The organism is Hyphomicrobium denitrificans ATCC 51888 (assembly GCF_000143145.1).
Taxonomy (GTDB): Bacteria; Pseudomonadota; Alphaproteobacteria; order Rhizobiales; family Hyphomicrobiaceae; genus Hyphomicrobium_B; species Hyphomicrobium_B denitrificans.
Genome location: NC_014313.1, coordinates 912,241 through 924,148, shown reverse-complemented (window position 1 = coordinate 924,148; position 11,908 = coordinate 912,241). Strand labels below are relative to the sequence as shown.

Below are 11,908 nucleotides of genomic sequence, written 5' to 3'. Positions count from 1 at the left end.
CGTCCGAGGCTCCTCGCCTGAAAGCGCCAAGAGGGACAATCATGAGATCGCTCGTCTGCATGCTGATGGTCTGTTCCGGCATGGCATTCGCTCAGCCCGCCATTGCAGCGGAACCTGCCGTCGAAACGATCTGCACCAATCCCAAGGATGACCCACCCGGCCCCGACACGACGGTCGCGTGTTATTCGGACGCCGGCTGCGCACTTGCCGAGACGCTCGGAGCAGAGCCCATCCGCGACTATGACGTTGGCAGCGCACCGTTCGCTCTCGCCCGCGGCAAGATCAGCGCGATCATCGCGACGTCCAAGGATCTGATCAAAACCGCGCAAGCCAACGGCGCGAAGTGTCAACCGGCGAACAAATAGACTAGGCGCTTCAATCTGCGCCGAGCAAGCCCGTTGCCTTTAACGCATCAGCGAACGACGTCCGTGACGACGTGAGCCCCGATTAACTCGTTTTGATTGGGATACCAGGCGCTGGTTGTCGGCGTCGCAAACACCCGCTCGATGAAGGCGTCCGGAATCTCGGCTGCCTGATACAGCGCCCGGATTTTATCGGTGCCCGCTCCGATCGAATTGGCGCTCTCTCCGCCGACCGCGTGAAAGCCAAGCTTGGCGCCCTTGCGTATCGTGCGAGGATTGCCACCGAGAAACGCGAGCGTGCATGCGCTTGCACACAACTCGTCAGCATAGGTTGCAAGCGAATGCGATTTGATTTGATCATGCAGCCGCGTGCCGACGCCTACGTGTCCGCCGGGACTGTTCAGCAGAACGGTTTCAATCTCGGGGTTCGCCGCGAGTGCGCGAGAGACTTCGCCGAGAACGCCCCACGACAGATAGCCCTTGATCTCAAGAGTCTTGTCGTTGACCGACACCGTGTGGCCCTGCAGGCCGACCCAATCCTGATCGGTGGCATCTTTGTAGAGCGAGATCATGCCGGGCGGAAAAGGGATCAGCAAAAGCAGACCCGCCGCCCCGATCAGCGTCGCGACGCCGCGCGCGAACCACCGCGTCAAGCCCCACCTGCCGGGGTTTTTCTCAGCCGTACTCGCCCGCCACATGCCGACGAATTGCCAGATGGCGACGATGCCGATGACCAGGAATCCCAGCCCGCCCTGAACCATCCGCGAGACCGGCGTGTCCTGCAGCGACCACTGCGTCAACCAGAACGTCACGATCGTATAGACGAGCAACGGCAGAACGATCGTCCACGCCAGCAGGCTCGCCCAAAAAGCGCAGTCACCTCGCCAATTCCGAACGATGACATTCGACAAGGTGTTCACCTTCGCTTGCTGCGCGCCATTCGCGACGATCCGATCCCGCTGTGGTCTGCGTTATGTATGGCCCGGCGAGACGTGTCGGCTCAAAAAAGCTCGATCAAGGATTAATTTCACGCACGGCGCCTTTTCTTCCCCAGGCATCGACAAGATGATCGGCAACGACCGCAATCACACCGTCATCACGCATGTAGGCATTGTGATAGAGCGCATCGCTCAGACGCTTCCACATCGTGTCGGCATCGGTGATGCCACCTTCCGGGCCTTCCGCTGCAACGATGCTGTCATAAAGTTTCTGCGCCGCCACGAACACGGCCGCATCGTCCACACCGCCGAAGCTCAGCGCATCGATACGCTGCTCTTTAGCTTCGCTGAGATATGGGGGAAGACGGCGAATGCCCGTCAGCTTGAAACGGCCATCGTCGCCGAACGCCGCGCCGAGCACGCCGCCATGAATGGCCGAACTCAAAACCTTGGCATAAAGCCATCCACCACCGGCTCGCGCCAGCCCGGCGATAAGCAGAAAGACCGCGCCGTAGACGACCGGCACCAGCAGGAGAAACGTGAAATCGGCCGCCATGCCGAGCCCGAACTCTCCGGCAGAAATCTTGTCGATGATCGGTCTCAGGAAATAGCCGCCGTAGAGCAGGAAGACCGCCGTCGTCACCACGACACCCGCGAGCGCCGCGAACGCCGTCAATGCGCGCACGGCAGCTTCCGTCTTGACGTAGTGCGGCGACAGGACAGCCGCCTGCTCGAGCAAGCGCATGGCCTCGTCGCGCGGACTATGGATCACCAGCCAATCCTTCGGCGACATCGATTTCGCGAACCGCCGCATTGCGAAGGCGCGATGAAAGATCTTGCGCACGCCAGCGACGAAGCTCCACAGCGAAAGCGCAAGCAGACCGCCGAACACGACGATCGTCTCGATGATCTTGTCCGTGCCTTCGCCGAGAATGGAAATGAGATACCAGACCATGATCGGAGCGACGACCGCACCCATGACGATCTGAAACAGCGCAATGGCGAGCGGTACGGCTTTGAGACGCCGCGTAAAGAACGGCGTTCCGAACGACACGACTCCGCCGCGGCGTCCGGCGCGCGACGTCTGCGCGAGCGCTTCCTGCGTGACGTTTCCACCGTGACTATGCGCGATGACGGCGTGCGGCCGGCCGTCCTTGTCGAGCCGGTGCAGCAAGCGCGCGAGGTTCGCCGACCCGGTCAGCCGGTCATAGTCCGAATTCGCGCCGGACCAGTGCATCGGCACGATCTCGGCGCCCGCGATGCCCCGCTGCGCCAGCTCACCGACAAGACGCTCGGTGAAAGGAGAGCCCTTCTGCCACCAGCGGCCGCCGTCATCCTCCGGTGCAGCATCGTTCGTGCCGTGCACGGTCACGATCACCGCACCACGATCGGCGCGCTCCGCCCTTCCACCCAACATCGACGTCCCCTGACTTCCCGTTATCTCGGTTGCCGAACTTAGTCCGGCTCCGCCGCGGCGGAAATGGGGTGAAGCGGCGGGATGGGCGACAAAATCCGCCCGCGTCGCTTCTCGATTAGGTGGTCGACACCACGATCGGCAGCGACCGCCTTCGGGACAAAGCGAACGAAGTCTTAAGAGAAAAAAAGCCTTTGCATCGTAGTTTGCATTTCATGAACTTTGCGATCGCATGAGTTGACTATCCCATTCGGAAAGCCCGCTTCTCGCGCGCATTTGGACATCGTCGAGACCAGAAAACTGGATTGGCAGAAGTGTTGAAACGGAGAACAATCAGCGATCTTGATGGCGCCACAGTTATCCCGGAAGTAGATCGGGGCTTCGGGGACTTTATCGTGCGTATTACTTTGTGTTTTATTGCCATCACGTCCTGCGTCCTCAACGCCCACACCGTTGCCGCCGAGCCGGTCCCGTTGAACGCCGACGCGATCAAGGCGACGCTCCCCGGCTCGGTTCTCAAGCTCGACACGCCGCTCGGAATGGTGGTCCCCATCAAGTTTGATGGCGATGGCCTGATGTCGGGAGATGCCGGTCAGCTGGCGTCGTATCTCGGCTCGCAAAAAGACCGGGGCCGCTATTGGCTCGCGGAAGACCGCATCTGCTACAAGTGGTTCCGCTGGTTCAGCGGCGAGCAGCATTGCCTCGCCATTCAGCGCGACGGACAACGGATTTTCTGGCAGCGCGAGGACGGCGAAACCGGAACCGCGACCCTTGAGGAACAGCAGAAAGCGCCGCCGGCGCCCGCCGCTCAGACCAAGATCGTCAAGGCCGTAAAGACCCCAGTCAAAAAGCAGCATGTGGCGCAAATTCAGCGCCCGGTAGCGGAGCCCGAGTTGCCGGTCGATGAGCCGATGCTCGCCGAACCGGTTCTGATCAAGCTTCCGACGCTGGCCGTACGGCCTCGGAAGCATGCTGCGGCGCTCACCGCTGACAAAACAATGGCCCTCGAGCCGAACACGTCGGTTCACGCCAAATCATCGCAATAAGTCTGGACGAAATGCGAGCCCGTGCGCGCGTTCACTCTCGTAGTAACGCGGTTACTTGCTGGAACTCACCGCGATCTGTGACGCGCCAATAAACTTCCGTAGTCCGAATCCGAAATCGATCGCGCTTGGCGATGTCGCAGGAGCATCTTCGGCTTGCGGTTCCAGTTCGGCATCGCCAGCGATATCGGCCGGACGCGCGCGACGCGCCGGCCGCGGCAACAATTTCAGCATGACGAGTTCGCGCGCGAGATACGGCGACACTGCCGGGCGCGGTTTCGGAACCAGATCCTCGTCTGAAGTATTCTCGCTGGTCGGCTCGGCGGAAGCGAACGTTTCCGCATCCGCAGCCAGCGGCTCATCGAGATCGAGCTTCTTCAAGCCCGCCGCGTAAGCCTCATCGAAATTACCGAAGCTGCCGAGAAAACCCGGCACGCTCGGGTAAACGCGCCGCCGCGCGTACGTCGCCTCTTGCGCGGTCGGAGCCTTCAAGACGCTGACGACGAGATGCGCGACACCTTCCTTCCGAAACCCGAGACTATCGGCGGCGGCGCGCGAAACATCGAGCTTGCGCTGTCCGCTGTAGGGGCCCGCATTGGTGATGCGCAGAACGGATGCACGTCCAGTCCGCGGATTGTAAGCGAGGATCACCGTCCCATCAGGGAACAGCGGGCTTGCTGCGTTATCGGGCAGATCCGGACGGAACACACTTCCCGAACTCGTCAGCCCGCAAGGATTCAAGCGATCGCGGCTGCAGTCATCGTAGAACGAGGCCTGCAGATAGCCGCGCCAGCCGACGAGACTTTCGGTTTGCTTCAACGTGCCGACGCGATGGCACCAGCCGCTGAAGCAATATTTCGCTCCCGGAGTCTTGGCATCCACGCTCGGCGAAAATAGCGGACAAAGGCATACGAGCGCGGCAAGCACACCGGCTCGCAGCACGTGACGGTCGTCATCAGCGAAGCTGTGTTGGACGGCAGAATGCCGCCCCTTCCCCCAAAACATCGTAGCACCTTCACGGGTACGTCGGAGATTGGCTTGCTCCAAAACCGTGGCAACTCTACGAGCGGGCCGTGCAGTTTTGGTTAAAATATCTACAATTCGCCACAACGACGCGGGCCAAATCGATTGGAAAAAGGAATATCGTCCCCAACTTACCCGTTATGATTTCCCCGGCAGACGTCGATCAGGTTGAGAGACGTATGCGAACGCAATCAAATGGACGAGATGGAAATGGGAATTACCAAAGGCATCAAGCAGCTCATCGCGGAAGCTCGGGACCGAATTCAGACTCTGACGCTCGACGAAGCAAAAGCGAAGTTGAACGGCCCCAACGTCACTTTCATCGACATTCGCGAACCCCACGAACTCGAAGCTGATGGAGCAATCCCGGGAGCTGTGCATGCGCCGCGCGGAATGCTGGAGTTCCTGGCCGATCCCGCCAGTCCATATCACAAGGATGTATTCAGTTCGGGCAACGAATTGATTCTCTATTGCGCATCCTCAGGCCGATCGAGCCTCGCTGCGGCGACTCTGCAGGACATGGGCCTGAGCCACGTCGCGCACATCGATGGCGGCTTCAAAGCGTGGAAGCAGGCAGGCTTGCCAATCGAACCGGTTGCCAAGCAGAAGTGACGCCGTAGCCAAACGCCAACGACGGCGATTGGCATCTCACCTCGAAAAGAAAACGACGCGGCCTTCAGCGACGGCAATGCAGTCGCCGCTGAAGGCCGCGCTTGTACCTGCGAGCTGATCTCGATTTAGGTCGAAGCGCTCACCCGGCGCTGCTGGGAGAACGCCGTCGAGGATTGCGATCCTTCGAGCTGCCGCCACGGCGTGCCGTGGCAATGCTCAGCAACGATCGAAACTTCGAATATCCGTTCGATTAGATCGCGCGAAAGCGGCGCCTCGCTCGTCGCTATCGTGGCAAGCCGGCCCTTCTGCAGTACGAGAGTCCGATCGGCGAACGAATGCGCCAGCGCCAGATCGTGCAGAACGACGATCACAAGCACGCGCTCGGAGTGGGCAAGCGTGCGCGCATGCTCGAGAAGCGCCAGCTGATGACGGATGTCGAGGCTGGCGATCGGCTCATCCAGCATGAGAATTTGATCGGACTCGAGCGTCTTTCCCGCAGCCAGCTGCGCCAATGCGCGCGCAAAGCTGACGCGTTGCTGCTCGCCTCCCGACAGCGTCAGGAAATTGCGCTCCGTGAACTCCGCCGCGTCCGCGCTTGCCAACGCTGAAAGCGCGAGTTGATCGCGATCTCTGCGCGACAGGCCGATACCGACACCCTCTGCCCCGAGACGCACGACCTCGAAAGCCGTGAACGGAAACGCGACGCGCGAATTCTGCAGCATCACCGCACGCCTCGCCGCAAGCTGCCGCTGCGGCAGCGCTTCGAGCGCCTCGCCGCGGATCAGGATCGTGCCCTCACTCGGCCGAGCTTCCCCCGACAGCATGCGCAGCAACGTCGACTTGCCCGCGCCGTTCGGACCGACGATCGCCAGAACCTCGCCCGCCTTCGCGGCGAAGCTGATACGCTCCAGAAGCTTTTTCGGGCCGACCTGATACGACAGATCGTGGACGGCGATCATCTCTGTCATATGGCGAACTCCGGGCTACGACGGAGCAACAACCAGATGAAGAACGGCGCGCCGATCGTCGCCATGATGATCCCGATCGGCAATTCGCTCGGAGAAACGATCGTCCTTGCGCAGATGTCCGCGCCGACAAGCAATGCCGCGCCGAGCAGCGCCGAAGCCGGCAGCAGGAAGCGATAATTCGCGCCGACCGCGAGACGAAGCACATGCGGCACGATAATGCCGACGAAGCCGATCAGCCCCGAGCACGCGACGGCAGCGCCGACCGCGACCGAAACGAGCAGGATCGCCGCGACCTTGAGGCGATTGACGTTGACACCGAGATGATAGGCTTCCGCTTCTCCAAGCGCCATGGCGTTGAGCCCATGCGCGAGAAACGGGATGGCGATCAGCGTCGGCAGCACCATCGGCACGACAACAGAGACTTTACTCCACGTCGCGCCGCCGAGGCTGCCCATCGACCAGAACGTCAGATCGCGAAGCTGGCGATCGTCGCTGATGTAGGAGAGCAAGCCCGTTCCGGCTCCAGCCAGCGCGGCAAATGCAATGCCGGCGAGAAGCATGATCGCCATCGATGTCCGCCCGCCCCGGCTCGCAACCATGTAGAGCAGGAACGTCGCCAGCAGCGCGCCGACGAACGCTGCGATCGGAAGGATCTCGAACGGAAGCTTGTTGACGGACTCAGGCAGCAATGTTCCGCCGAGCACGATCGCAAGCGCCGCGGCAAAGCCCGCGCCGGAGGACACGCCGATCAAACCGGGGTCGGCGAGCGGATTGCGAAACAGACCTTGCATCACCGCGCCGGAAGCCGCGAGCGCAGCACCGACGGCTGCCCCGAGCAACAAGCGCGGCAATCGGATTTGGGTGATCACCAGCGCATCCCGCGCGAAATCCGTTTGCTCGCTCGGATCAAGCCCCAGCAGAATCTCGAACACACGTCGCGGCGCGATGGAAACTGACCCGAAGCAGATCGCAGCGATCGCTACGACGGCCAGCAAGACGCATAGCGCCACCATCGCGACCGTCTTGCGATACGCTACTTGTGGAATGTGTTGCATCACTGAAGATCGGAGCGCTTATCCGGTTTGGCGAGTTCCGGATAGGCCGCGAGGATCAGATCCTGGGCCGCATTCGGCGTGCGCGGACCGAAGCTCAGGAGATAACCGCCATCAAAAATCAAGATCGACTTCGATTTCGCGGCCGGCGTTGCAGCAAACGCGGGTACGGCCATGATGCTCTCGACAGTCGTTACCTGCTGGCCGTTCGCCATCGCGATGATGACATCGGGCGCGGCTTCGAACAGTGCTTCATCGCTGATCGGCTTCCAACCTTCGAGCGACGACGCGACATTCTCCAATCCGGCAAGAGCCAGGATGCCGTCGGCCGAGGTGTTGCGACCGCCGACCATCGCCCGGCCGTTTTGGAACGAGAGAATGAAAAGAGCGCGGCGCGGCTTCTTGATTTGCGCGCGCAGCGCGTCGACCGCCGCAAACCGTTTATCGATATCGGCTGCGAGTGCGGCGCCTTTCGGCCCTTCGCCCAGGAAATCCGAGATTTCCTTGACCTTCGTCGAAATGCCCGCCGGCGTCGAAATTTCCGGGATCGTGAGCACCTTGATGCCGGCTCCCTCGACCGTACTCAGGACATCACGCGGCCCAGCCGATTGCACAGCGATGAGAGTCGTCGGCTTCAGCGATAGAAGACCTTCGGAAGAGAGCGCTCGCACGTACCCGACATTCGGCTTCTCTTTCAACGCCGATTCCGGATACGTGCTGGTCGTATCGACACCAACGAGAATATCGGATCGCCCGAGCGCGTAGACGATCTCGGTCACGACGCCGCCCGCCGCGATCACGCGCGCAGACTGCGAAGCCACTTGCGGCGCGGCTTCGGTCTGCTGCGCTTGTTCGCCATTGGCTGACAGCGGCGCCAGGGATAGCCCGAGGATCGCCACCAAAGCAGGCAGTATCGCGATTTTCATTGGCGCCTACGCTTCCCCTTTTGACGCCGTCTCGGTTCGCAGTTTCTCGAAGCGAGCCACCTGCTCCGGCTTCAAATTCTTCGCTTCGTCGCGACCGACGAAGATCTTGAACATCGCCTGACCATCGCCGTTGAGAAACTGGATCGAGCAGGAACGGCGCTTGAAGAACGGCCGGTCCACGAAATAGATCGCCGCGCAGCGTTCGATTTTGAGGTGACCGCCGAGCGGGCTGTCGCCATGAATATTGAAGTAACCTCGCGCGTGCGTGCCGGCAGGAATGGTGCAGGCTGTTTCGAACACACCGTCTTCCGTGTGCACGATAAAGACAACGTCTCCCCAGCTCGTAAGGTCCTCCCAGATCCGGTCGAACTTGTCTTTTGAAGCGACGGCTGCGTTTTCAGCCGGAAGACAATCGAGAACGGAACGGTAGGAAACGGAATGAGCAGCAGCGACTGCTTCGAGCACGCCGTCTGGATTGTCGCGAAGCGCATTACGCACCGCGGCTTCCGCATTCGGATCGGCTGAAACGCTGTCTCGCACGGCGAGGTTCATGATCGACAAAACCTTCTCTTACTCAGCCGCAGCTTTGTTGTTGAGGCTCAGCGACTGGATCACATGAAAGCCTTCGAATTGCGGATGACCGAGGAACATCGGCTTGCGGTCGCCCGCGCCACGGTGCGACGCCCGGAACTCTTCGGATTTCGTCCACGCGTCGAAATCCGCGAAGCTCGACCAGGTGGTATGCGATGAATAGAGCGTGTGATCCTCATTCTCGGGACCGCGAAGAAGATGAAACTCGATGAATCCCTTCATCCGGTTGAGATGTGAATCGCGGCCCTTCCAGGCGGCTTCGAATTCGCTCTCTTGTCCCTTGATCACCTTAAAACGGTTCATCGCGATAAACATGTCATACCCTCATTTGCATGGTCCCGGATGATCGCGAGCATCGCGATCGAACGGGTTTTTTGATTTTTCGACTTTACGTTTTTGTCGGCGCTGGCATTGCCGGACAAATGTCCGAACATGGCTGGAGACTGTGCTCGCTATCGTCTGTTTCGCCCTACGGCAGTCACTCCATCAAACGTTGCGCAGCTCGGCCGCCAGCGACCTAGTTGTTGCATAGTTAAACTGTACTATATATGTCAACATTCAAACTGGAATGCAAGCGTGTGGGAACAGGGGTCGAACGCGTGACATCGGCGATACAAAACCGTCGGAGAGATCACCGCGCGAAAAAACCTGCTGAAACGGCAACGGACTCCGTTGTCCCATTGCCTGAGGGAATGAACCCCGCCGTGCCTGAATGGAGCAGCCTGGATTTATTCAAGGGCGCGAAGGAATTATTGATCCGGCATAATGGCGCCGACTATCGCCTCCGCATTACGGCGGCAAACAAGCTGATCCTGACCAAATAAAACTATCGAACGGCGTCGCGCGTTCAAATGCCCGCTGTCGTGGAGATAGCTCCGAAGCCAGCGCCGCTAACGTCAGGACGCTCAGCTGCCCGGCAGCTGACATTCCGCATCGGGCAAATCCGACTGAAGCAACGGATCGGCAATTTCATCCGAAAGAGCTTCGAGACGCTTCATATCCGTGATGCGCATTCCATGATCGGGCGCGGTCTCGATCATGCCTAGCTCATCGAGTTCCACGAGCATCTTCGCAAGACGATCGACGCTGATCCCGAGATAACCGGCCACGACTGCGCATTCCAACGTATCGTCGATCAACGCCGGATCGCGCCCTTCGCTTTCGTTCTGATGTGCGAGGGCGACGAGAAAGGCCGCGAGCTGCACGAGCTGACGCGGACTTCCGGTATTGACGATATGATCCCGTCGAAGCGCGAACTCGCGTTCGACCGCATCGTCAAATCGGCTCTTCGCCCTCTCATCCTCGGCGGTCAGGCGATCGATTTCGTCGAGAGCGAGGCATCTGACTTTCGTGTCGACCACGGCGCGCGCAGCCGTCGCGTGCCGTTCGAGAAATCCCATTCCGACGACGTCACCGGCGAGCGCGAATTCGATGATCTCGCGCGTCTTGTCCGGATGCGTGAGGTAAATGCAGAGCGCTCCCGTCTCAATCCTATAGAGATGGGATTTCAAATCGCCTGCCTCGAAAAGCACCTCGTTACGCTGAAGCGACCGAAGGGTGTCGTCCGTCGCAAGATCTTCGACTTTGAAAACGGGAACGAGCACTGCGGGCTCGCAATTTTCAATCACCAGATTCAACGCACGCACTCCGGTCTACGGGGGACCCGCCGGGAAAGGCGACGGGGATTTCATCTGCGCGATTGGTATTCTAGAGCGTTGGAAACTTAGGATTGGTCTGCAATCCGAATAGGCCTAACGGAATATGAATATACTGAGCATTCTGGCTTTTTCCGCCGCTTTTGTCCAACACATTGCGACATCCGGTAAATACGCCGGGCCAAGTCAGCGGTTCCGCATTATTGGCAGTGAGCTTTTAAACTGAGCATTCCGAGCCACAGGAGATTCCCGGCCCAACCTCGAATTGCAGGGTGCTGTGCCGGATATCGAACTCTTTCTGCAACATCTTGGCCGTGCTGACGATGAAAGCGTCACCCGGATGCCCGGCCGGCATGACCAGATGGCAAGTCAATGCCGTCTCCGTGGTGCTCATCGGCCAGATATGCAGATCGTGAACGCTCTCAACGCCGGGCAATGTTACCAGCTTGCTTCTGACGCCATCCGTACTGATCCTGGCTGGCACACCATGCAGCGCCAGCCGCATGGTATCCTTGAGAAGCCCCCACGTTCCCCAGACGATCACCCCAGCGACGACGAGGCTGACGACCGGATCCAACCAGTCCCACCCCGTCGCCAGCATCGCGAAGCCCGCCAGGACGACGCCGAGCGACACCGCAGCATCCGCCGCCATGTGCAGGTAAGCGCCGCGGATGTTGACGTCATGCTTGGTGCCCGAAACGAACAACCATGCGGTGAAGCCATTGATCAGAATGCCAATGCTGGCGACGATGATGATTGTCACATCGTTGACCGGCGGCGCCGAGTTGCCGAGGCGTTGAACGGCCTCCAGTGTGATCGCGCCAACCGCGATCAGCAGCAGCACGGCATTGGCCAATGCCGCGAGAATGGTCGACGATCCGAAGCCATAGGTATATCGTAACGTCGGGCGGCGCTTCATGAGAAGCGTCGCGCCCCATGCGATCAGAAGCCCCAAAACGTCACTCAAATTGTGCCCGGCGTCGGCGAGCAGCGCCATCGAGTTCGCGTAAAAGCCAGCGCCGGCCTCGACCACGATAAACGCCACATTCAGCGCGGTGCCCAGCGCGAACGCAAATCCGAAGTCCTTGGGCGCATGGCTATGGCCATGGGCATGACTGTGGCCGGGCGAGTCTGAGCCATGTTCATGATCATCATGCTCATGATCGCCGTGGTCATGCCCCTCGTGAGAGGCAGACTGAGACTCGCCGGTCTGATGTTCCGTCGTCACGACAATATACCTGCTGCACGCGCGCCATATGACTTGCCGGGCAATAACTTAGAATGTGGAACCGCCCTGTCAAAGGCGCAACTCGCACTGCAGCTC

The 11,908-nt window shown here is 60.1% G+C and carries 14 protein-coding genes; 4 read left to right on the top strand and 10 right to left on the bottom strand.

Features of this window, described 5'->3' with window-relative positions:
* Nucleotides 1-41 precede the first annotated feature (41 nt).
* Nucleotides 42-365: a hypothetical protein gene (locus tag HDEN_RS04355; RefSeq protein WP_013214917.1), complete on the top strand. Its 324-nt coding sequence runs from the start codon at nt 42-44 to the stop codon at nt 363-365.
* 47 nt (nt 366-412) lie between these two features.
* Here HDEN_RS04355 and HDEN_RS04350 read toward each other — a convergent pair whose 3' ends face one another.
* A complete protein-coding gene (locus tag HDEN_RS04350) occupies nt 413-1,282 on the bottom strand; it encodes a COG3904 family protein (protein ID WP_425337338.1) in 870 nt (289 codons plus the stop codon).
* 94 nt (nt 1,283-1,376) lie between these two features.
* Nucleotides 1,377-2,717, bottom strand: coding sequence for a lipase family protein (locus HDEN_RS04345; protein ID WP_013214915.1), 1,341 nt, complete (start codon nt 2,715-2,717; stop codon nt 1,377-1,379).
* Nucleotides 2,718-3,109: 392 nt separating this feature from the next.
* On the opposite strand from HDEN_RS04345, the gene HDEN_RS04340 reads away from it, so the two are divergent.
* A complete protein-coding gene (locus HDEN_RS04340; RefSeq protein ID WP_210160341.1) occupies nt 3,110-3,760 on the top strand; it encodes a hypothetical protein in 651 nt (216 codons plus the stop codon).
* A gap of 51 nt (nt 3,761-3,811) precedes the next feature.
* Here the strand turns inward: HDEN_RS04340 and HDEN_RS04335 are convergent, their stop codons facing one another.
* On the bottom strand, nt 3,812-4,762 hold the full coding sequence (locus tag HDEN_RS04335) for an RlpA-like double-psi beta-barrel domain-containing protein (protein ID WP_013214913.1): 951 nt from the start codon (nt 4,760-4,762) through the stop codon (nt 3,812-3,814).
* Nucleotides 4,763-4,990: 228 nt separating this feature from the next.
* Between HDEN_RS04335 and HDEN_RS04330 the strand changes: the two genes are divergently transcribed.
* Nucleotides 4,991-5,392: a rhodanese-like domain-containing protein gene (locus HDEN_RS04330; protein ID WP_013214912.1), complete on the top strand. Its 402-nt coding sequence runs from the start codon at nt 4,991-4,993 to the stop codon at nt 5,390-5,392.
* A 125-nt stretch (nt 5,393-5,517) separates the two neighbouring features.
* On the opposite strand, the gene HDEN_RS04325 is transcribed toward HDEN_RS04330, so the two are convergent.
* Genes HDEN_RS04325 through hmuQ form a run of 5 tightly spaced genes read right to left on the bottom strand, consistent with a single transcriptional unit; the run spans nt 5,518 to nt 9,244 of the window.
* Entirely contained in the window at nt 5,518-6,360 is an 843-nt protein-coding gene (locus HDEN_RS04325) for a heme ABC transporter ATP-binding protein (RefSeq protein ID WP_013214911.1), read from the bottom strand.
* Nucleotides 6,357-7,415, bottom strand: coding sequence for a FecCD family ABC transporter permease (locus tag HDEN_RS04320; RefSeq protein ID WP_013214910.1), 1,059 nt, complete (start codon nt 7,413-7,415; stop codon nt 6,357-6,359). The genes HDEN_RS04325 and HDEN_RS04320 overlap by 4 nt, the downstream gene beginning before the upstream one ends.
* On the bottom strand, nt 7,415-8,338 hold the full coding sequence (locus HDEN_RS04315; protein WP_013214909.1) for a heme/hemin ABC transporter substrate-binding protein: 924 nt from the start codon (nt 8,336-8,338) through the stop codon (nt 7,415-7,417). The genes HDEN_RS04320 and HDEN_RS04315 overlap by 1 nt, the downstream gene beginning before the upstream one ends.
* Nucleotides 8,339-8,344: 6 nt before the next feature.
* Entirely contained in the window at nt 8,345-8,890 is a 546-nt protein-coding gene (hutX, locus tag HDEN_RS04310) for a heme utilization cystosolic carrier protein HutX (protein WP_013214908.1), read from the bottom strand.
* 18 nt (nt 8,891-8,908) lie between these two features.
* On the bottom strand, nt 8,909-9,244 hold the full coding sequence (gene hmuQ, locus HDEN_RS04305; RefSeq protein WP_013214907.1) for a heme-degrading protein HmuQ: 336 nt from the start codon (nt 9,242-9,244) through the stop codon (nt 8,909-8,911).
* 284 nt (nt 9,245-9,528) lie between these two features.
* Here hmuQ and hemP point away from each other — a divergent pair, with 284 nt between their 5' ends.
* On the top strand, nt 9,529-9,753 hold the full coding sequence (gene hemP, locus HDEN_RS18445; RefSeq protein ID WP_245256726.1) for a hemin uptake protein HemP: 225 nt from the start codon (nt 9,529-9,531) through the stop codon (nt 9,751-9,753).
* 81 nt (nt 9,754-9,834) lie between these two features.
* On the opposite strand, the gene HDEN_RS04295 is transcribed toward hemP, so the two are convergent.
* Nucleotides 9,835-10,533, bottom strand: coding sequence for a Crp/Fnr family transcriptional regulator (locus tag HDEN_RS04295; RefSeq protein WP_245256725.1), 699 nt, complete (start codon nt 10,531-10,533; stop codon nt 9,835-9,837).
* Between the two features lie 268 nt (nt 10,534-10,801).
* The gene (locus tag HDEN_RS04290; RefSeq protein ID WP_013214904.1) at nt 10,802-11,812 is read right to left on the bottom strand and encodes a cation diffusion facilitator family transporter; all 1,011 of its coding nucleotides are present in this window, start codon (nt 11,810-11,812) and stop codon (nt 10,802-10,804) included.
* Nucleotides 11,813-11,908 lie beyond the last annotated feature (96 nt).